Origin of the sequence: Streptomyces sp. H27-H1, from assembly GCF_026627445.1 — a bacterium.
GTDB lineage: Bacteria > Actinomycetota > Actinomycetes > Streptomycetales > Streptomycetaceae > Streptomyces.
Map to the genome: position 1 here is coordinate 224,557 of NZ_JAPNLJ010000009.1, position 20,320 is coordinate 244,876.

Sequence of the window (20,320 nt, forward strand, 5' to 3'; positions counted from 1 at the left end):
TTTCCCGACCCGTTGCGGACCCGAACCCGTGACGGGGGGTTTGTGTTTTCCAGGCAAAAGCGGTTTCCTTTCCGCGTACTGCTTTTCGATGAAAGGAAATCCCGGTGGCACAGAAGGTTCAGGTCCTTCTTGTCGACGACCTCGACGGCGGCGAGGCGGACGAGACGGTGACGTTCGCTCTGGATGGCAAGACCTACGAGATCGACCTCACCACCGCCAACGCTGAAAAGCTCCGCGGTCTTCTCGACCCGTTCACCAAGGGCGGTCGCCGCACCGGTGGCCGTGCCGCGGCCGGACGCACCAAGGGCGGCCGCGCCGCTGCGGTGTCCGGCAACCCGGACACCGCCGAGATCCGCGCATGGGCCAAGGCCCAGGGCATGAGCGTCAACGATCGCGGCCGCGTTCCGCAGGACATCCGCGAGGCCTACGAAAACCGGGGCTGACCTCCGGTCGGGATCCCGGTCCCGATGCGATGCGCGGGGTCCGTACGTCGCCGTAGCCGCGCCCGGTGGCATTCCGTCGCCGCCGCCGCGACCAGGCGTACGAGACCGGGCCCGGCGGAGTCTTCGCAACGACCGGGCCCGGAGCCCTGCCCCGGAGCGGGCAGGGCGGGCAGCAGTGCCTCACACCCCTGCTCGGGGGGCCGCAGCCACACGGCGGCCCCCCGAGGGTTTTCCCCGGGCCCGACCAGGTGCCCCGGCGGCGCCGGAGCGGTGATCCGGCCACCCGCACCCAGGGCGGCGAGATCAAGGGCCACCCCGCCCCATTCCAGCCAGTCGAGCAGTCCTTCCAGCTCTTCGGCGCTCCCCGGGGCCACCAGGAACCGCATCCTGCGTCCCATGAGCGCCACCGGACCCGTGGCGAGGGGCCGGCGCAACACGGCGGCGCCGGCATCGGCGGGCAGTTCCAGTACGTCGAACCGCACCCCGGTCACCAGCTGCGCGGGCGGTCCGCCGGCCACGGGCCAGCCGAGCACGCGTTCGTACCAGGACGCCGTCGGATCGGTCGCGGGCACCCCGATCGGAGCGCGGGGGAGCGGGACGGTCACGGGCGGCGCGGTGAGGGCCATGTCCGGAGCAACTGCGGAAACGCTCCGGGGTTACGCGCGATGTGACGCACGGCACTTGACTGAATGCGGAACGTAAACGTCCGTGGGGCTCCGGTCTCACATTCAGGACGGAAGCGTGTTCGCCCGTAGCTGAGGGAACCGGCGTCCACCAGTGTGAACTGTCCCGTCCTCAGGGGTAAGACATTCCTAGTGGATCGGGGTGACATGCTGATTTACACGGTCCGAGACCGGCTTCCGTTCGCCATCGGCGTACACGTGTGACGGGTATCTGCCTGGCCTGCGGGAACATCGTCTCGCACCATCGGGTTGGAGCAGTTGTCGGCACTTACAGCCGGGTTTTCCCCCGGACGTGAGGGTGAGCCGCGGACGGATGTCGGCAGTTGGAATGAGCTGTCCCGCCCCGCGGGACTAGCATGCGGAAGGACAGGGCGGGGACCGACCCCGAACTGCCCGACCGCTCTGAGGAGCGATAAACGATGTTCGAGAGGTTCACCGACCGCGCGCGGCGGGTTGTCGTCCTGGCTCAGGAAGAAGCCCGGATGCTCAACCACAACTACATCGGCACTGAGCACATCCTCCTGGGCTTGATCCACGAGGGTGAGGGTGTCGCCGCTAAGGCCTTGGAGAGCCTCGGGATTTCGCTCGAGGCTGTTCGCCAGCAGGTTGAGGAGATCATCGGACAGGGGCAGCAGGCCCCTTCCGGCCACATCCCCTTCACTCCGCGGGCGAAGAAGGTCCTGGAGCTTTCGCTCCGAGAGGCCCTCCAGCTCGGCCACAACTACATCGGCACCGAGCACATCCTGCTCGGCCTCATTCGCGAGGGCGAGGGCGTCGCCGCCCAGGTCCTGGTGAAGCTGGGCGCCGATCTCAACCGAGTCCGGCAGCAGGTCATCCAGCTGCTCTCCGGCTACTCCGGCGGAGGCAAGGAGTCGGCCACGGCCGGCGGCCCGGCCGAGGGCACGCCCTCGACCTCGCTCGTTCTGGACCAGTTCGGCCGCAACCTCACGCAGGCTGCTCGCGAATCCAAGCTCGACCCGGTCATCGGGCGCGAGAAGGAGATCGAGCGGGTCATGCAGGTGCTGTCCCGCCGGACCAAGAACAACCCGGTCCTCATCGGCGAGCCCGGCGTCGGCAAGACCGCCGTCGTCGAGGGTCTGGCCCAGGCGATCGTCAAGGGCGAGGTGCCCGAGACGCTCAAGGACAAGCACCTCTACACCCTCGACCTGGGTGCACTGGTCGCTGGTTCCCGCTACCGCGGTGACTTCGAAGAGCGCCTCAAGAAGGTGCTCAAGGAGATCCGCACCCGCGGCGACATCATCCTGTTCATCGACGAGCTCCACACCCTCGTGGGTGCGGGTGCCGCCGAGGGCGCGATCGACGCCGCCAGCATCCTGAAGCCCATGCTGGCCCGTGGTGAGCTGCAGACCATCGGTGCCACGACGCTGGACGAGTACCGCAAGCACCTCGAGAAGGACGCGGCCCTCGAGCGCCGTTTCCAGCCGATCCAGGTGGCGGAGCCTTCCCTCCAGCACACCATCGAGATCCTCAAGGGCCTGCGCGACCGCTACGAGGCCCACCACCGTGTCTCCATCACGGACGAGGCCCTCGTGCAGGCGGCCACCCTGGCCGACCGGTACATCTCGGACCGCTTCCTCCCGGACAAGGCGATCGACCTGATCGACGAGGCCGGCTCCCGGATGCGCATCCGCCGGATGACCGCGCCGCCGGACCTCCGCGAGTTCGACGAGAAGATCGCGAACGTGCGTCGCGACAAGGAGTCGGCCATCGACTCCCAGGACTTCGAGAAGGCGGCTTCCCTCCGTGATTCGGAGAAGCAGCTGCTGACGGCGAAGGCCAAGCGCGAGAAGGAATGGAAGGCCGGCGACATGGACGTCGTCGCCGAGGTCGACGGCGAGCTCATCGCCGAAGTCCTGGCGACCGCGACCGGCATTCCGGTGTTCAAGCTCACCGAGGAGGAGTCCTCGCGTCTGCTCCGCATGGAGGACGAGCTCCACCGTCGGGTCATTGGCCAGAAGGACGCCATCAAGGCGCTCTCTCAGGCGATCCGCCGTACCCGTGCGGGTCTGAAGGACCCGAAGCGTCCGGGTGGCTCGTTCATCTTCGCCGGCCCGTCCGGTGTCGGTAAGACCGAGCTCTCCAAGACCCTGGCCGAATTCCTCTTCGGCGACGAGGACGCGCTGATCTCCCTCGACATGTCGGAGTTCAGCGAGAAGCACACGGTTTCCCGTCTCTTCGGTTCGCCCCCCGGCTACGTGGGCTACGAAGAGGGTGGCCAGCTGACCGAGAAGGTCCGCCGGAAGCCGTTCTCCGTCGTCCTCTTCGACGAGGTCGAGAAGGCCCACCCGGATATCTTCAATTCCCTTCTCCAGATCCTGGAAGACGGTCGGCTGACCGACTCCCAGGGCCGGGTCGTGGACTTCAAGAACACGGTCATCATCATGACGACCAACCTGGGTACGCGGGACATCTCGAAGGGCTTCAACCTCGGCTTCGCGGCTGTGGGAGACACCAAGACCGGATACGACCGGATGAAGGCGAAGGTCAACGAAGAGCTCAAGCAGCACTTCCGGCCCGAGTTCCTCAACCGCGTCGATGACACGGTCGTCTTCCACCAGCTCACCGAGGAAGACATCGTCCAGATCGTCGACCTGATGATCGCCAAGGTCGATGACCGCCTCAGGGACCGCGACATGGGCATCGAGCTCAGCACCGAGGCCAAGGCACTGCTGGCCAAGCGCGGCTACGACCCGATCATGGGTGCCCGCCCGCTGCGCCGCACGATCCAGCGCGAGATCGAGGACATCCTGTCGGAGAAGATCCTCTTCGGCGAGCTGCGCCCCGGTCACATCGTGGTCGTCGGCAAGGAGGGTGAGGGCGAGGAAGCCAAGTTCACCTTCCGCGGCGAGGAGAAGACTCCGATCTCGGACCTTCCCCCCATCGAGGCGACGGGCTCCGGCCCGGACCTCACCAAGGGCGCGTAAGCGCTAGCCGCTGACAGCGGTACGAAGGGGCGGCCCCGGGACCGAAAGGTTCCGGGGCCGCCCCTTCGTCGTGCCCGGGGGCGGGTCAGTTGCCGTAGGCCTGCGGCACCATCGAGAGCTTCGCCCGGGGGAAACGGCTGAGCACCCGCTCCTCCAGCCCGGTCTCCCACGGTTCTTCCTCGTTGTCTTCGTAGAACTTCAAGCGCTGCAGGGAGCGTTCCACACCGGCTGGCGGGCCAGGAAGCCGGCCAGGGCGCCCCGGGTGCCCTCACGGCCGATGTGCAGGCCGGGCGGGCCCATGAGGGGGTCAGCGCCGCCAGCTGGCGCCCGCCTGCTCGCCCGGGGGGAGCGCTTGCTCGCCGGCGCCCTCCGCGTGGAAGAGCTTTTTGAGGAGGGGGGTCACGACCCCCGAGGCCAGCCGGATCCCCACCACGGATGCGTCCACGAGGCGCGAGCGTAGTTTCCGGCGGAAGAGGAGCGCAGGACTTTGGTCCCGGCGGGGGCCGGCAGAGGTCCCGTGCCGGTGACAAGCCGCACAGGGCAAATCGGACCTACTAGGAGCATTCGTAGAGATCGAAGTCCGATTTGCCCCACCACAGACCCAGTGGGGAGGCGGTCAACAGGCCTGACAGCCCCCTGGGTACCTACGACGCCGGGTAGTAATGGGGCGGTTTGGGGAAGCAGGGGGGCCCGGGTTACCAAGGATGAGCAAGCAAGCCCGGCGCCCGCTCAGCGTGCCGGGTCCTTTCTTGCCCGCAGCACCGTCCCCGTCCCCGGCCCCGGAGGTTCCTTCATGTCCGCGAAGCGTGTCAGCACCCGTCGTACCCGTATCGCCATCGGCGCCACCGCCCTCGGTGCGGCCCTGGCACTCGGGGCCGGGACGACCGCAGCCTTCGCCGACGAGGTGCCCCGGACCGCCATGGCCGGGACCCCCGACCTGGTGTCCGAGCAGGCCGCCGCCCAGGCCGCGGCCGTCGCCGCGAAGTCGGCGGCCCTGTGGGAGAAGCCGGTGTCCTCGTACACGCTCTCCGCGACCTTCGGCAAGGGCGGCACCATGTGGTCGCACAAGCACTCCGGCCAGGACTTCGCCGTTCCGGTCGGCACCAAGGTGGACACCGTGTCGGCGGGCACGGTCGTCAAGTCCGGCCCGAACGGCGGCGGTGACGGCCCGGCCTACGGCAACGCCATCGTGATCAAGCACGCGAACAACACGTACTCGCAGTACGCGCACCTCTCGAAGATCCAGGTCAAGACCGGCCAGAAGGTGTCGAAGGGCCAGCAGATCGCCCTCTCCGGCAACACCGGCAATTCGAGCGGCCCGCACCTCCACTTCGAGATCCGGACCACCCCGAACTACGGCTCGGCCGTGAACCCGGTGGCCTTCCTGCGCAAGGTCGGCGTCACCATCTGATCAGCCGGTCACCCAGGCGTGGGTCCCGGTGCCGCGCGCCGCAACGTCCAGCTTGCCCTGGCGGTAGGCGGCGGCCTGCTCGTCCGTGAAGGGCGACTCGTAGAACCGGAAGTAGTTCATCGCACCCTTGAAGGCTCCGGCCCACGCGTCCTGGTGGCGGGCGCGGCCGAGCTGCAAGGGGCCCGAGTTCTGCCAGATCCCCGGGATCGTGGCCTCGCCGGCCTTCTTGCCCTCCACGTAGAGGGAGATCACCTTCTTCTCCGCGTCGTGGACGGCCGTCAGCACCGTCCAGGCCTTGACCGTCTTCGGACCGTCGGAGGCCACGGTCACCACCGTGGGCGTGTCCCCCTTGTCCGTGGTCCGCACGCGGAACACCCACGCCTGCTTGCCGTTCACCTCGTCGGCTCCGAGCTCGAAGGAGAACGACTCCCCGGTGCCCTGGCTCATGACGATGTGCGCGCCCTTCGCCGTGGAGGCGTTGTAGACGCGGGCCGAGAGGGAGAAGCTCTTGGTCGTGTCCACCGCCTGCTCGACGGCCTGGGCGTACGAGTTCGGATTGCCCTTGAGGGTGAGCTGGTGGCGCACGCCCACCTTGGGCACCGTGGCCTCCGGGCCCATGCGGATGCTGGTCTTGCCGACGCCGTCCTTGAGGAGCGAGGCGTCGCTCGAAACGGTGGGGGAGTAGCTCTTCGACGGGGACGCGTCGGGGTCGGGCGAGGCCGGGGCCGACGCCGCAGCCGAGGGCGCGTTGTCGGCGACGTCCTTGGAACCCCCGCCGGGCTTGTCGTCCTTCAGCAGTACGAACGCTCCGCCGCCGGCGAGCAGCAGGAGCACGGTCACGGCGCCGCCCACCATCCACAGCCGCTTCTTGCGCCGCTCTGCGGTCGACCGGTTGGCCATCGCATCCCAGTCGGGCTGCTCCGCGAAGGCGGCGGCCGGCAGTCCCGGGCCGGGTCCGGCCGGGTCGGCCTCCTCGGGAAAGGGCATCGGGGGGCCGAAGTTGCCGGCTGCGGGCGGGCTCGGCGGGTAGCCGTAGCCGCCGCCCTGCGGGTAGCCGTAGCCGCCGTCGGGAGAGGGCCGGTCCTGCTGCTCGGGCCCGCCGGGCGGGAACCCGTAGCCGCCCGGCGCGGGTATACCCGGCGGGAACCCGTAGCCGCCGCTCTCCGGGGCAGGCTCGGGCTGGGGGCTGTGCGGGCGATCCGTACCGTCAGTCATGCTTCGGATGCTAAAACATCGGCGTCCGCAATCGAACAGCCGCCGGTCGCGATACGACACCGATCCCGGCTCCCGGACCCGCCCGTCCCGGCTTTCGCCCGACCCGCTTTCGCCCGGACCCCGCTCAGTCCTCCCGGCGGACGATGGGGAAGCTCCCCGTCGCGGTCGGCGCGTGCTCCGGCAGCCACAGCACCGCCACCGCCCCCGCCGCCTCGCCGTCGCGGACGAAGCCGCCGTGGGCCGCCACGTTGCGGAACGTCAGCCGGGCGCCCAGCACCCGCGCCTGCCCCTCCGCGATGGTCAGCCCCAGCCCGTGCCCGACACCGGCCCGGTCCGTGGACCCGGTCCGGAACCGGCTCGGCCCCTCCCGCAGCAGGGCCTCGGGGAAGCCCGGCCCGTGGTCCCGGATCCGTACGACCCTGCCTTCGACATCGACCTGCACCGGCGCCCGCCCGTACCGCGAGGCGTTCGCGAGGAGGTTGCCGAGGATCCGCTCCAGGCGGCGCGGATCGGTGCTGACGATCTCGTCCGCGACGATCCGTACGCTCGCCTCCGGCATCAGCGAGGTGACCCGGCGGCTCACGAACTCGCCCAGCGCCACTTCCTGGAGCTCCGCCCGTTCGGACGCGCTGTCCAGCCGGGCCACTTCCAGTACGTCCTCGACCAGTGCCCGCAGCGCCTGCGCGCGGTCCCGTACGAGCTCGGTCGGCCGCCCCGGCGGCAGTAGTTCCGCCGCCGTGAGCAGGCCGGTCACCGGGGTGCGCAGCTCGTGCGCGATATCGGCGGTCACCCGCCGCTCCGCCTCCAGCCGCTGCTGGAGCGCGTCCGCCATCCCGTCGACGGCCCGTGCGAGGTCGTCGGTCTCATCGCGTACGACTCCGCCGACCGCGTCCCGCACCCGTACCTCGGGATCCCCGTGCGCCACCCGCTGGGCCGCGGCCGCAGCCTTGCGCAGCCGGCGCGAGATCTGGCCGCCGATCAGCACGCCGAGCGCCGAACCGCCGACCACCACGGCCAGGGAGCCGATGACCAGCGCCCGGTCCAGGTCGCGCACCATGTTGGCGCTCTCCCTGAACTGCGTGTGCAGCGACAGCACCTGCCCGTTTCCGAGCGGTACGGCCGCCCACACCTCGGGGAGGCCGCGCGGGTTGTCCTGGATGTAGGTGCCGCGCCGCCCGGACCGGGCCTTCTCGCGCAGCTCACCGGGCAGGTCCGGGTCGTTGAGCTTGGCGCCCATGGGGGGCTTGCGGCCGGCCTCGGCGTTGCGGGAGATGAACTGCACCCGGTCCAGCTGTACCTCGCGGGCGCTCTCCAGCATCGAGACGCGGGCAGCGCTGTGCACCACCAGGCTCAGCGCGATGGCGGTCAGCGCGCCCACGGAAGCGATGGCGAGCGTGATCTTCCAGCGGATCCCGGTCCGCAGGGTGAACCGCTTCATTCAGCTTTCATTTCCCGCGCTCGTCCCCCGTGCTCGTTCCTCTCAAGGCATCAGGCCTTGAGCTTGTATCCGAAACCCCGGACCGTCTCGATCCGGTCCTGGCCGATCTTCGTGCGCAGCCGCTGGACGTGGACGTCCACGACGCGGGTGTCGCCGCCCCAGTCGTAGTCCCAGACCCGTTCCAGCAGCCGGTCGCGCGAGAGCACGGTGCCGGGGGAGGTGGAGAACTCCAGCAGCAGCCGCATCTCGGTGGGGGTCAGTGCCACCGAGACACCGGCCTTGCGCACCTCCATGCCCTCCGTGTCGACCTCCAGGTCGCCGAAGGCCAGGACCCCGCGCTCCCCGGAGGAGTCATCGTCGGCGCCGCCGCCCTGGGGACCGCCGGCGTGGCCGAAGCGGCGCAGCACCGCGCGGATGCGGGCGACGAGGACGGAGCCGTCGAAGGGCTTGGTGACGTAGTCGTCGGCGCCCGCCTCCAGCCCCAGGACCACGTCGATGGAGTCGGCGCGCGCCGACAGCATGATCACCGGCACGGTGGACTCGTCGCGGATGCGGCGGCACAGACTCACGCCGTCCATGCCGGGCACCATCACGTCGAGCAGTGCGATGTCGGGCCGGTCCGCCCGGAAGGACTCCAGACCGGACAGGCCGTCGGGCATGGCCGTGACCACGAACCCGTCGCGTTCCAGCGCCAGGGTCGTGGCCTCGCGGATGACGTCGTCGTCCTCCACGAACAGGACATGGGTCTCGGCCATGGGGAGCCTCGCCTCGCCTCGGTACTCGTTGCTCAGTTCTTCTGGCTGACGGCCGGGGCGGGAACCCCGCCGTCGACCACGTTGCTGTAGTCGGTGTGCACCCGGTCGTGCTCGGTGAACTGCTCCCCGTTCCAGCGGTAGGTGATCAGATCCTCGCCCGAGGGATAGGAGAGCGCGTCGCTCTTGCCGTAGACCTGCTTGGTGACGATCAGGTCGCCCCGGTCGATCTCGGCGTAGACGGGCGGCTGCTCGTCCGAGAAGACATTCTCGTACGAGCCCCCCTCCGCGCGGTACACGAACGAACCGCGGCCCAGCGCGTCGGCGCAGGACAGGACGTTGACCACGATGTCGACCCCCGGACCACCGGTGATCTTCCCGTAGCTGACGTCCACCGGGTACTCCTTGCCCGAGCAGGGCTTCAGGTCCCGCTTCACCTCGGTGCTGACCTTCGGGTCCGCCTTGATCAGGGCGATCGGGTCGACCTTGGTGTCCGGCTTGCCGGAGGCCCGGGGGGCGAGGGCGGTGGCGCTGCCCGCCTCGTGTTCGGAGGGCGCCGAGGAGGGGGCTCCGGTCTTGGCGGCCACCGGCTCGGTACGGGCCGGGCCGCCGTCCCGCAGTCCCGTGCCCCCCGTGGAGCAGCCGGCCGCGAACAGCACGGTGCCGGCGAGGGCAACAGTCCCCGCCGACATCAGTACCACCGAGCTCTTGCCGCTCAGTCTTTGGCCAATCAGGCCGCGCACCGCTCACGCCCCTCGTACCGGATGGTGTGGTCACCGCGCTCCAGCGCACGCATGTCCAGGTCCCGGCTCTCCAGTTCCTGCCGGAGTCGGGCCAGTGCGCGGTGCAGAGTGCTCTTCACGGTACCCGCAGACATGCCGAGCGCCGCAGCGGTCTCCTCGGTGCTCATCTGCTCCCAGTGTCGCAGTACCACCACACTGCGCTGCTTGGGCGCGAGCACCTTGAGGATGTCCATGAGCAGGGCGCGGTCGGCGCGCTGGTCCGAACCGTCCTCGACGGAGTTGTCGGGGAGCTGCTCGGTGGGAACCTCTTCGAGCTTGCGGGCCCGCCACCATTCGGTACGGGTGTTGATCATGACGCGGCGCAGGTAGGCGTCGGCGAGGGACTTGTCGGCGATGCCGTCCCAGCGGCCGTAGGTGCGGACGAGTGCGGTCTGCAGGAGGTCCTGTGCGTCGGTCGGGTCCGGAACCAGGCGACGGGCACTGCGCAGCAGCGCCTCCTGCCGGGTGCGTACGTACTCTTCGAATTCGAGTACCTCGCCGTGCGCCATCTCAGACCGCCTCCGTTCCGTCCAACCGCTCACCCGCTGCCTTACGGATTCGACGGTACGGAGGCGTTGTCACGGGCCTGTGCGGGTCAGCCTTCGGTGGGCGCACGGACACCCATAGGTTGTGTAACAGAGCCTGTGAGCTGCGGTTTCTCCCAAGCAAGCGGAATCCCTGAGTCAGCTTCAGGGGGTTTCGGCGGCGGCCTTCGCCGGCCCGGCCGGAAGCCGGTACATGCGGCCGGGCAGCGGCTCCACCAGCCCGTCCGAGACCAGCCCGTCCAGTGCGCGGGCCCGCTGTACGGGCTCCTCCCAGACGGTGTCGAGGACGGACTGCGGCACGGCGCCGACCGCCTCGCGCAGGACCGCGAGGAGTTTACCGCGCACCTGCCGGTCCGTCCCGGCGTACGTCTGCCCGCGCCGCGGCGGCCCCTCGTGGGCGGGCTTCCCGGCCAGCCGCCACGCGCACAGCCCGGCCACCGGGCAGCTCCCGCAGTCCGGGTTCTTGGCCGTGCACACCAGCGCCCCGAGCTCCATGGAGGCCGCCGCCCAGCGGGCCGCGGTGTCCTCGTCCGCGGGCAGCAGGGCGCGGGCCAGGCGGCGTTCGGCGGCGGTGGTGGCGTTCGGCGGGTACTCGACCCCGGTCGCGGTGCGCGCGAAGACCCGGCGCACGTTGGTGTCGAGGACCGCGTGCCGCTGCCCGTACGCGAAGGAGGCCACGGCCGCCGCCGTGTACTCGCCGATCCCGGGCAGGGCCAGCAGGTGCGCGTGCTCGCGCGGTACGTCGCCCCCGTGCCGCTCCGTTATGGCGACGGCCGCGCCGTGCAGGCGCAGGGCCCGGCGCGGGTAACCGAGGCGGCCCCAGGCGCGTACGGCCTCACCGGGGGCGTCTGCGGCCAGGTCGGCGGGGCGGGGCCAGCGGGCGAGCCACTGCTCGTAGACAGGCAGGACCCGGTTGACGGGAGTCTGCTGGAGCATGAACTCGCTGACCATCACCCCCCAGGGGCCGGCTTCGGGGCGGCGCCAGGGAAGGTCGCGGGCGTGTGCTTCGAACCACGCGATGACGGGGGAGTGCAGCGCGGTGGTGGGAATGGTTGCAGTCATGGCAGACGGCATCCTGGCACGTTTCGGGCCCGTCGTGCGGGGCCCGGGCCGTTGGTCAGGACGGCTGGGCCGTTGGTCAGGACGGCTGGGCGGGACCCGGGCCGGTGATCAGGACGCCCGTGCGGCCTCCGCTCGCCCGCACGGCGGCGACGATCCGTGCCGCCGGGCCGGTGAGCGCGAGGACGGCGAGCGCGGCGAGGCTCGCGCCCAGCAGCAGGCCCATGCCCACGTCGTGCGGGTAGTGGACGCCGACGAAGACCCGGGAGAAGGCCATCAGCAGGGCGAGCGGAACGGTCAGCAGCGCGAGCCCCCGTACGGCGAGGACCAGTGCGACGGTCGCGGCGCCCGCTATGGACGCGTGGTTGCTGGGGAAGGACCAGTCGCCGGTGGCCGGGCACTTGATCAGCGAGGCCGCGGCCCCGGCCACGGCCCGGCAGGGGCGCTCCTCGTCGACGCTGGACTTCACCAGCTCGGAGGCGACGTAGGCCAGGGCGGTGACGAAGGGCGCGAGGACCGCGAGAGCCACCGTGCGCGGGTCGCGGGCGCCGCGCGAACGCCACCACACGGCGATGAAGAGGGCGCCGAAGACGAACAGCCCGTACTCGGTCCAGAACTCGAAGGCCGACTGCACCCAGGCGGGGGCCGAGTGGGCGAAATCGGTGACGTCGAGGTAGAGGCCGGAGCTGTCCATGAAGACTGAAGATACCTAGATCGCAATAACGTCCTCATCAGGATCCCGGCACCTTTCCGGTGCTCAGACGCACCCCGCGGGATGATCATCGGCAAAACAAGCGGAGTGCGCGGCATGTGGGGCACTGATCGCGGCGCGAACTCTCGTAAGGTTCCGTTCGTGGGATCTCTGCGCAATCCGGTCGGGCCGCTCCCCTCCTCCATCTACTGGCGACGGAGGGCTGTGCTGGCGTCCGTTGCCGCGCTCCTCGCGATGCTCGCCGTATGGACCGTCAGCTCCGGCGGCGGCAGGTCGAGTACCAACGGCAAGGGCCAGGGCGGCTCCGGACCCGCCACCCAGATCACCCCCGGACCCTCGGGCTCCGGCCCGGCGATCAGTCAGGCGCCGGGCGGGCGCGGGGAGTCGGGCTCCGGCGGCGGTACGGGCTCCGGCCCAGGTGCCAGCCCTGGTACGGGCAAGAACGGCGAACCCGGCGCCGAACCGGGCGCCGGGGACCCAGGCGGATCGGACGGCTCCGGCGCGGGCCAGACCGTCCCGTCGGACTCGCCGGTGCCCACGTGCGCGCCGAGTGCGCTGCAGTGGGAGGTCAAGAGCGTGAAGAACGAGTACGAGGCGAGCGAGAAGCCGCGCCTCGAACTCATCGCGCGCAATGTCTCCGGCACGACCTGCAAGGTCGATCTCGGCCCGAAGCAGGCGGTGCTGACCATCACTCAGGCGAGCAACGCCAAGCCGGTCTGGTCCTCGGCGGACTGCCCCGCGGGCGCGGGCAACGTCTTCTACCGGGTGCCCTCGCAGGGCGAGACCAAGCAGGCGCTGGAGTGGGACCGCCGCTTCAGCGAGGCCACCCAGTGCCAGTCGCCTCCGGCGGGGGCGGCGGCCGCGGACACGTACGTGGTCGAGGTCAAGTCCCCGGGGATGCCGGTGGCTCGAACCTCGTTCGTCCTGAAGCCGGAGTAGCGGCGCCACAGGTGTCAGACGTACCGTCAGACGTACCGCTCCAGGATGGAGGACTCCGCCAGCCGGGACAGGCCCTCACGGACGCTCCGCGCACGGGCCTCGCCCACGCCGTCGACCGTCTGGAGGTCGTCCACGCTGGCGGCGAGCAGCTTCTGCAGCCCGCCGAAGTGCTCCACCAGCCGCTCGATGATCGCCCCGGGCAGCCGCGGAATCTTCGCCAGCAGCCGGTACCCGCGAGGGGACACCGCCGAGTCCAGGGTCTCCGGCGAGCCCGTGTACCCCAGTGCCTTCGCCACGATGGCCAGCTCCAGCAGCTCCGGATGCGTCAGCGCGTCCAGCGCCGGCAGCGCCTCCTCCACCGTGCGGGAACGCTTCGCCGTCGGCTCCGGCACGTAGTCCCGGATGACGAGCTCCCGCTCCTGCTCGATCCCGACCGTCAGCTCGTCGAGCTGGAGCGACAGCAGCCGACCGTCGGTGCCGAGCTCCACCACGTACTCCGCGATCTCCGTCGCGATCCGGCGCACCATTTCCAGCCGCTGCGCCACCGCCCCGACGTCGCGGACCGTCACCAGGTCCTCGATCTCCAGCGCGGACAGCGTCCCGGCGACCTCGTCCAGGCGGAGCTTGTACCGCTCCAGCGTGGCCAGCGCCTGGTTGGCCCGCGACAGGATCGCCCCGGACTCCTCCAGCACGCGCCGCTCGCCGTCCACGTACAGCGCGATCAGCCGCATCGACTGCGAGACCGACACCACCGGGAAACCGCACTGCTTCGAGACCCGGTCCGCGGTCCGGTGCCGGGTGCCCGTCTCCTCCGTGTGGATCGACGCGTCGGGCACCAGCTGGACGCCCGCCCGCAGGATCTTGGTGATGTCCTTGTCGAGGATCAGCGCCCCGTCGAGCTTGCACAGCTCGCGCAGCCGGGTCGCGGTGAACTCCACGTCCAGGACGAAACCGCCCGTGCACATCGCCTCGACGGACTTGTCCATACCGAGGACGATGAGCCCTCCGGTATTGCCGCGGACGATCCGTTCGAGCCCGTCACGCAGGGGCTGACCTGGTGCGACCGCACTCAGCGAGGCGCGCATCATGGCCTCCTGCTTGGAGCTCGCGCCCGACTTCCCGGATGCTGCTGCCCCGTCCTTGGCTGCCACTGCACTCCTCCGGTCGCGGGTTGTGCCGCCTGCGTACGGCCGGGCGGACCATCCCGGAGTCTACCGGCGCGGCCCCGGCACCCGCCCGTGCCTTGACGCGGCCGGACCGGGGAGTACCCCATCGGGGCCTGCCGGCCCGCTGCCCGGCGGGCCGTCCCGGCCGGGCGCCGCGGGCCCGGCAAGATCGGAAAGAGACGGCCTAACCCGCCTCGGGGGCCTTCGCCGGCGTACGCGACCGCCCGCGCGGCAGGGCCCGTAGCGCGTCGCCCATGTCGGCGACCTCCGTCACCTTCATGCCCGGCGGCACCTTCCCCGGATCCACCGGCACCAGGGCGTGCGTGAAGCCCAGCCGGTGCGCTTCCGCGAGCCTGCGCTGTACGCCCGTCACGCGCCGGACCTCGCCCGCGAGGCCGACCTCGCCGATGGCGACCAGGTTCTTCGGGAGCGGTACGTCGCTGGCGGCCGAGGCCAGGGCCAGGGCGATCGCCAGGTCGGCGGCCGGCTCGGTCAGCTTCACACCGCCCACCGTGGCGGTGTAGATGTCCCGCTTGCCGAGGGCCGTGATCCGCCCGCGCTGCTCCAGCACCGCCAGCATCATCGAGACGCGCGAGGTCTCCAGCCCGGAGGTGGTCCGGCGCGGCGAGGGGATCTGCGAATCCACTGTCAGCGCCTGAACCTCGGCGACCAGCGGCCGCTTCCCCTCCAGGGTCACCGTCAGGCAGGTGCCGGGGACGGCCTCGGTGCGGCGGGTCAGGAACAGCCCGCTCGGGTCGGCGAGGCCGGTGATGCCCTCGTCGTGCAGTTCGAAGCAGCCGACCTCGTCCGTGGCGCCGTACCGGTTCTTCACCCCGCGTACCAGGCGCAGCCGCGCGTGCCGGTCGCCCTCGAAGCTCAGGACCACGTCCACGAGGTGCTCCAGCAGCCGGGGACCGGCGATCGCCCCGTCCTTGGTGACGTGGCCGACGAGCAGCGTGGCCATCCCGCGCTCCTTGGAGGCCCGGATCAGCGCCCCGGCCACCTCCCGGACCTGCGCCATGCCACCGGGCGCGCCGTCGATCTCGGGGGAGGCGACGGTCTGCACGGAGTCCACGATCAGCAGCGAGGGCTTGACCGCGTCGAGGTGCCCGAGGACGGCGGACAGGTCGGTCTCGGCGGCGAGGTAGAGGTGGTCGCTGAGCGCCTTGATCCGCTCGGCCCGCAGCCGCACCTGGCTCGCCGACTCCTCGCCCGTGATGTACAGCGTGCGGTGCTCGTCGCTGGCCGCCTTCGCCGCGACGTCGAGCAGCAGCGTCGACTTGCCCACGCCCGGCTCGCCCGCGAGCAGGACGACCGCCCCGGGGATCAGCCCGCCGCCCAGCACCCGGTCCAGCTCGTCCACACCGGTGCTCCGCGCGGTCGCGCTGCGGACGTCGACCTGCCCGATCGGCACGGCAGCCGTGGTCACCCGGCCGGCCGCGGTGGTCCGCACGGCGGGCGCGCCGCCGATTTCCTCGACGGTGCCCCAGGCCTGGCACTCGGGGCACCGGCCGAGCCACTTGGCGGTGGCGTACCCGCACTCGGTGCAACGGTAGGACGGCCGGTCCTTTGCGGATGAACGAGATGTACGGGCAGCCATGCGGCCCACGGTAGCCGCCCCCTCTGACAGACCCCGCCGGGCGGCCCTCCGGTTGTGCGCGGTTCCGGGGGACGGGTCTCCGTAGGGTTCCCGCATGGCGGATGAGAATGAGCAGGCGGTGCAAGCGGCCATTGACGGCGAGCTGCGGCTTCTCGATGCCGAGGTGCGGGCTTCCCCGGCCCGGGTCCTGGAACTGCTGGATCCGGAGTTCACCGAGATCGGAGCTTCTGGACGCCGGTGGGATGTGGAGTCGATCCTGACGCTGACGAGCGGCGGTGCGGTGTCCCCGGAGTCCGCGGTCGAGGTCAGGGGCAGGGTCAGTGAAATGTCCGGGGTCGTCCTCGCCCCGGGAGTCGTTCACCTGACGTACTTCGACGACGACCGAGGCCGCCGGGCATGGCGGAGCTCTCTGTGGCGGCTGACGGAGACGGGCTGGCGGATGTACTTTCACCAAGGCACTCCGGCCGGCTGAGCGTGTGGGACCGCGGCCCGCGAGGGTGGCGGCCGCCGCGTGGGCCCGCGGGTCCCGCCTCGGGAAGTCGCACCCCTCCGGGAGGCTCCCCCGGGTGGCCCGGCGTGTACGCCGTGGCGGTCACCGTCAGGGGCGCTGTCAGCAGGACGCCAATCCGTTCACCCATAAGGGCTAAAACCGGTGAAGGCTTCCGGAGCGCCACCGGCGCGCCGCCTACGGTCACCGAGTGACCAGCAGCAACCAGGGACAGCCCGCACCGCGCACCGGCGTACACCGGGCGCACGGGCGCACGCCCCCCGAGGAAACCAGGGCGGAGCAGCCGCCGCCGTTCCGGTACGAGCCGTACCTGGACGGGCTGTTCACGTACTGCCTCTCGGTCCTGTGCGACCACGACACCGCCACCGACGTCCTCGGCGACGTCCTCGCCGTCGCCAACCGGCATCCAGGACGCTGCCCCGACGAGGGGGACCGGCGGGCCTGGCTGTACGCCCTCGCCCGCTGGGCCTGCCTGAGCCGGCTGGCCGAGCGACGGCGCGTGCGCTACGGGTACGGGTATGGGGGAGCGCATTCCGCCCGGCGTGCATCGGAGCACACCGGTGCCCGCGGTGCGCCGGATCCCACGGCGGTGAGCGCCGACGCGAACGCGGCGGCGAACGTCGCAGGCCACTCCGGCGGACCCGGCAGCCAGGGCGGTCACAGCGGCCAAGGCGGCCCCGGCGGCCTTGACGTATCGGCCTACCGACGCACCGAACTCGCCCGCCTAGCCTGGCCGGAGGCCGCCGGCACCACCCCCGAGCAGCGCGAGGCACTCGAACTCGCCGTCCGCCACCGCCTCGGCGTCCCCGAACTCGCCGCCGTCCTCGGTACGCCCCCGGCCACCGCACGCGAACTGCTCTCCGGCGCCGCCTGCGAGGTGGAGCGCACCCGCGCCGCCCTGGCCGTGGTGGAGACGGGCAACTGCCCGACGGTATCCCGGCTCACCGGCGGCGACGGGGAAGGCGGGGGAGACGGGAACCTCCTCCTCTCCTCCTCGCTGCGCGCCGAACTCGTCCGCCACGTGGACGACTGCCCGCGCTGCCGCCGCGTCGCCGAACGCGTCGGCGCCGGCGCACCCTGGCCCGGCTCGGGCGGCATCAACACCGCTGCCCTCCCGCTGGTCCCGGCCCCGCGCGGCGCCGTCCACGCCGCGATGCTCCGCTCGGGCGCCCGCCGGGGTGCGGGGACCGGCCCGCGCTTCGACCGCACGGGCTTCCCGATGGACCCCAAGGACCGCGCGGCCCGCCGCGACCGGCTGCGCGCCCGCGCCCTGACCACCACCGTCGTCGCCACCGTCGTCGCGGCCCCGGTGCTGGCGCTGTGGGCGGCGTACCGGGGCGCCCCGAGCACCGGGGAACCGGCGGGCAGCGGCTCCACCCGGATCTCCGCGAGCGAGGCGGAGCTCCCGCCGCCCGGCACCGACGGCCGCCCGCTGGTGGCCTACGAGAACGCGGGCAATGCGGCCGTCACCACCGACGGCCCCGGCTTCGCCCCGCCCGCCGCCGCCCCCGACGTCTCCGTCGAGGTCATCAGCAGCGGGGCTCCGAGCTCCACCCCCGGCGCCCCGGGCCGGCTGACCGCGGCCGCCTCCACCCACGGAGCGACCACCCTGCTCACCCTCACCGCGTCGGGCAGCGCCCCGGTCGACTGGCGGCTGTGGTCCGACGCCCCGTGGCTGCGAGCCAGCTCGACCTCGGGCCGGCTGGCGCCAGGAGAATCGGTCACCCTACGGATCAACGTGGACTACGGAGCCCAGCCCGTAGGGGCCTGGAGCGCCCGGGTCGGGGTGGACCCCGGCGGCGCCGTGATCTCCATCCGGGGCCGGGGCCGCCCGGCGCCCACCCCGCCACCCGACCCGAAGCCCACCCGCACCCCGACCCCTACTCCCACACCGACGCCGACGCCGACCCCCACACCCACTCCCACGCCGACCCCGCCCGACCCGGAGCCCACCCCGACCCCGAGCCCCTCGGACGGCACTGAGTCACCGTCGCCCCCTACTCCGGCCTAGGCCGTCTCTTTCGGATCTTGTCGGCCGAGTCCGCGGTGTCCGGTGCCGTGCATGGCAAGGCGGAGGAGCGCGCCGTGTACTGGACGTACTCGGGCGCCCCGACAACGCGGCCAGGCGCGGTGCCGGGCGCCGCGGGCCCGGCAAGATCCGAAAGAGACGGGCTAGGGGGCGGGATCGGCGGGATGCGGAGCCATCGGCAGCAGTGAGGACAAGCGCGCCTCGCAGAGCCGTACGAGCTCCTCGTACGCCTCCTTGCCCATCAGCTCCGTCAGCTCGGCCCGGTACGACACGTACACCGGCTTGCCGGCGCCGTGCGCGGACGTGGCCGAGGTGCACCACCAGTGCAGGTCGTGGCCACCCGGACCCCAGCCGCGCCGGTCGTACTCACCGATCGACACCTGCAGCACACGGGTGTCGTCGGGCCGGTCGATCCAGTCGTAGGTCCGCCGGATCGGGAGCTGCCAGCAGACGTCCGGCTTGGTCTCCAAGGGCTCCTGGCCGCTGCGCACCGCGAGGATGTGCAGGGAACAGCCGGCGCCCGCCGGGAAACCGGGCCGGTTCAGGAAGATGCAGGCGCCGTCCCAGCGGCGGGTCTGCTTCTCCCCGTCGTCGTCGTGTTGGGTCCACCCGGTCTCGCTGCCGACGTCGTGGAACTGCCACAGCTCCGGCGTCAGCCGCGCCACGTGCCCGGCGACCCGCTTCTCGTCGTCCTCGTCGGAGAAGTGCGCGCCGAGCGTGCAGCAGCCGTCGTCCGCGCGGCCCGCCTGGATGCCCTGGCAGCCGCTGCCGAAGATGCAGGTCCAGCGGGAAGTGAGCCAGGTCAGGTCGCAGCGGAAGACCTGCTCCTCGTCGGCGGGGTCGGGGAACTCCACCCAGGCCCGCGGGAAGTCGAGTCCCTTCTCGTCCGCCTTCGCACGCTTGGCGGCCTTGGAACCGGAGCCGGCCGAGGCTTCGGCCTGGACCTTGACCTTGTTCTTGGACTTGTTGGCCTTCTTCGTATTTGGCACAAACCCCAGCCTAAGCGCCCCTTACTCCGCCCCCACGCCTTTGGCCCAGTAGCGTTTCCTCCCATGAGACTCGGTGTCCTTGATGTGGGTTCGAACACGATCCATCTGCTGGTGGTCGACGCGCACCCCGGTGCGCGTCCCCTGCCCGCGCACTCGCACAAGGTGGAACTGCGGCTGGCGGAGCTGCTCGACGAACACGGCGCGGTGACGCCGGAGGGCGTCGAGCGGCTCGTCGCCGTCATCGGGGACGCGGTGCAGGCCGCCGAGGACAAGGGGTGCGAGGACCTGCTCCCCTTCGCGACGAGCGCGGTACGGGAGGCCACCAACGCGGACGAGGTCCTCGCCCGGGTCAAGGCCGAGACGGGCATCGACCTCCCCGTACTGAGCGGCGGCGACGAGGCCCGCCTGACGTTCCTCGCGGCGCGGCGCTGGTTCGGCTGGTCGGCGGGCAAGCTCCTGCTGCTGGACATCGGCGGGGGCTCGCTGGAGATCGCGTACGGCATCGACGAGGACCCGGACGCGGCCGTCTCGCTCCCGCTGGGCGCCGGACGACTGACGGCGGGCTGGCTCCCGGGCGACCCGCCGGACCAGGCGGACATGAGGGCCCTGCGCCGCCACGTACGGGCCCAGATCGCGCGTACGGTCGGCGAGTTCAGCCGCTTCGGGACCCCGGACCGGGTGGTGGCCACCTCGAAGACCTTCAAACAACTGGCCCGGATCGCGGGCGCGGCCCGCTCCACCGAAGGCCTCTACATCCAGCGGTACCTGACCCGGAAGTCCCTGGAGGAGTGGGTCCCGAGACTGGCGGCGATGACCACAGCCCAGCGCTCGGCCCTCCCCGGCGTCTCGGAGGGCCGCTCCAACCAGCTCCTCGCGGGGGCGCTGGTAGCGGAAGGCGCGATGGACCTCCTGGGGGTGGATTCCCTGGAAATCTGCCCCTGGGCCCTCCGGGAAGGCGTGATCCTCCGCCGCCTGGACCACCTCCCGACGTAACCCACGGGGCCCGCCCCGGGGCCGGCCCCCGGACCCCCGCTGGGAGGTGCCCCCCGGCGGGGCTGTAGACAGCCCCGCCGGCGTTTGAGGCGCGGGGTCTGGGGCGGAGCC

19 protein-coding genes are annotated in these 20,320 nt (G+C 71.4%); 7 read left to right on the forward strand and 12 right to left on the reverse strand.

Annotated elements, in window-relative coordinates:
- Positions 1-104: 104 nt before the first annotated feature.
- Positions 105-443 carry a histone-like nucleoid-structuring protein Lsr2 gene (locus OTB20_RS13075; RefSeq protein ID WP_267817321.1) on the forward strand — a complete coding sequence of 113 codons (339 nt, stop codon included), beginning with the start codon at positions 105-107 and terminating at the stop codon, positions 441-443.
- Here the strand turns inward: OTB20_RS13075 and OTB20_RS13080 are convergent.
- The gene (locus OTB20_RS13080) at positions 425-1,069 is read right to left on the reverse strand and encodes an SCO3374 family protein (protein ID WP_267817322.1); all 645 of its coding nucleotides are present in this window, start codon (positions 1,067-1,069) and stop codon (positions 425-427) included. The genes OTB20_RS13075 and OTB20_RS13080 overlap by 19 nt on opposite strands.
- Positions 1,070-1,545: 476 nt before the next feature.
- Here OTB20_RS13080 and OTB20_RS13085 point away from each other — a divergent pair, with 476 nt between their 5' ends.
- Positions 1,546-4,071: an ATP-dependent Clp protease ATP-binding subunit gene (locus OTB20_RS13085; RefSeq protein WP_267755379.1), complete on the forward strand. Its 2,526-nt coding sequence runs from the start codon at positions 1,546-1,548 to the stop codon at positions 4,069-4,071.
- 307 nt (positions 4,072-4,378) lie between these two features.
- Here OTB20_RS13085 and OTB20_RS13090 read toward each other — a convergent pair whose 3' ends face one another.
- Positions 4,379-4,516 (reverse strand): hypothetical protein, encoded by a 138-nt coding sequence (locus tag OTB20_RS13090; RefSeq protein ID WP_267817323.1) that lies wholly within the window; start codon positions 4,514-4,516, stop codon positions 4,379-4,381.
- 348 nt (positions 4,517-4,864) lie between these two features.
- Here OTB20_RS13090 and OTB20_RS13095 point away from each other — a divergent pair, with 348 nt between their 5' ends.
- Positions 4,865-5,482 carry a M23 family metallopeptidase gene (locus tag OTB20_RS13095; RefSeq protein WP_267817324.1) on the forward strand — a complete coding sequence of 206 codons (618 nt, stop codon included), beginning with the start codon at positions 4,865-4,867 and terminating at the stop codon, positions 5,480-5,482.
- Here OTB20_RS13095 and OTB20_RS13100 read toward each other — a convergent pair whose 3' ends face one another.
- The 7 genes from OTB20_RS13100 to OTB20_RS13130 all read right to left on the reverse strand — a co-directional run bounded on the left by OTB20_RS13100 (position 5,483) and on the right by OTB20_RS13130 (position 11,967).
- On the reverse strand, positions 5,483-6,697 hold the full coding sequence (locus OTB20_RS13100) for a LamG domain-containing protein (protein WP_267817325.1): 1,215 nt from the start codon (positions 6,695-6,697) through the stop codon (positions 5,483-5,485).
- 124 nt (positions 6,698-6,821) lie between these two features.
- Positions 6,822-8,135 (reverse strand): two-component system sensor histidine kinase CseC, encoded by a 1,314-nt coding sequence (gene cseC, locus OTB20_RS13105; RefSeq protein ID WP_267755369.1) that lies wholly within the window; start codon positions 8,133-8,135, stop codon positions 6,822-6,824.
- 50 nt (positions 8,136-8,185) lie between these two features.
- A complete protein-coding gene (gene cseB, locus OTB20_RS13110; protein ID WP_267755367.1) occupies positions 8,186-8,890 on the reverse strand; it encodes a two-component system response regulator CseB in 705 nt (234 codons plus the stop codon).
- A gap of 32 nt (positions 8,891-8,922) precedes the next feature.
- Positions 8,923-9,579: a hypothetical protein gene (locus OTB20_RS13115; RefSeq protein WP_267817355.1), complete on the reverse strand. Its 657-nt coding sequence runs from the start codon at positions 9,577-9,579 to the stop codon at positions 8,923-8,925.
- A gap of 38 nt (positions 9,580-9,617) precedes the next feature.
- A complete protein-coding gene (locus OTB20_RS13120) occupies positions 9,618-10,178 on the reverse strand; it encodes a SigE family RNA polymerase sigma factor (protein ID WP_267817326.1) in 561 nt (186 codons plus the stop codon).
- A 180-nt stretch (positions 10,179-10,358) separates the two neighbouring features.
- Positions 10,359-11,288, reverse strand: coding sequence for an A/G-specific adenine glycosylase (locus OTB20_RS13125; RefSeq protein WP_267817328.1), 930 nt, complete (start codon positions 11,286-11,288; stop codon positions 10,359-10,361).
- 64 nt (positions 11,289-11,352) lie between these two features.
- Positions 11,353-11,967, reverse strand: a complete 615-nt coding sequence (locus OTB20_RS13130) for a phosphatase PAP2 family protein (protein WP_267817329.1) — start codon at positions 11,965-11,967, stop codon at positions 11,353-11,355.
- Positions 11,968-12,126: 159 nt separating this feature from the next.
- Here OTB20_RS13130 and OTB20_RS13135 point away from each other — a divergent pair, with 159 nt between their 5' ends.
- Entirely contained in the window at positions 12,127-12,924 is a 798-nt protein-coding gene (locus tag OTB20_RS13135) for a hypothetical protein (RefSeq protein ID WP_267817330.1), read from the forward strand.
- Between the two features lie 26 nt (positions 12,925-12,950).
- Here the strand turns inward: OTB20_RS13135 and disA are convergent, their stop codons facing one another.
- Positions 12,951-14,075, reverse strand: a complete 1,125-nt coding sequence (gene disA, locus OTB20_RS13140; RefSeq protein ID WP_267755354.1) for a DNA integrity scanning diadenylate cyclase DisA — start codon at positions 14,073-14,075, stop codon at positions 12,951-12,953.
- A gap of 199 nt (positions 14,076-14,274) precedes the next feature.
- Positions 14,275-15,690 carry a DNA repair protein RadA gene (radA, locus tag OTB20_RS13145; RefSeq protein ID WP_267817332.1) on the reverse strand — a complete coding sequence of 472 codons (1,416 nt, stop codon included), beginning with the start codon at positions 15,688-15,690 and terminating at the stop codon, positions 14,275-14,277.
- A 94-nt stretch (positions 15,691-15,784) separates the two neighbouring features.
- On the opposite strand from radA, the gene OTB20_RS13150 reads away from it, so the two are divergent.
- On the forward strand, positions 15,785-16,162 hold the full coding sequence (locus OTB20_RS13150) for a DUF4440 domain-containing protein (RefSeq protein WP_267817333.1): 378 nt from the start codon (positions 15,785-15,787) through the stop codon (positions 16,160-16,162).
- Positions 16,163-16,388: 226 nt separating this feature from the next.
- A complete protein-coding gene (locus OTB20_RS13155) occupies positions 16,389-18,209 on the forward strand; it encodes a BACON domain-containing protein (protein WP_267817334.1) in 1,821 nt (606 codons plus the stop codon).
- Positions 18,210-18,370: 161 nt separating this feature from the next.
- Here the strand turns inward: OTB20_RS13155 and OTB20_RS13160 are convergent, their stop codons facing one another.
- Entirely contained in the window at positions 18,371-19,216 is an 846-nt protein-coding gene (locus OTB20_RS13160; protein ID WP_267817335.1) for a hypothetical protein, read from the reverse strand.
- A 63-nt stretch (positions 19,217-19,279) separates the two neighbouring features.
- On the opposite strand from OTB20_RS13160, the gene OTB20_RS13165 reads away from it, so the two are divergent.
- Entirely contained in the window at positions 19,280-20,209 is a 930-nt protein-coding gene (locus tag OTB20_RS13165) for a Ppx/GppA phosphatase family protein (RefSeq protein WP_267817336.1), read from the forward strand.
- Positions 20,210-20,320: the final 111 nt, after the last annotated feature.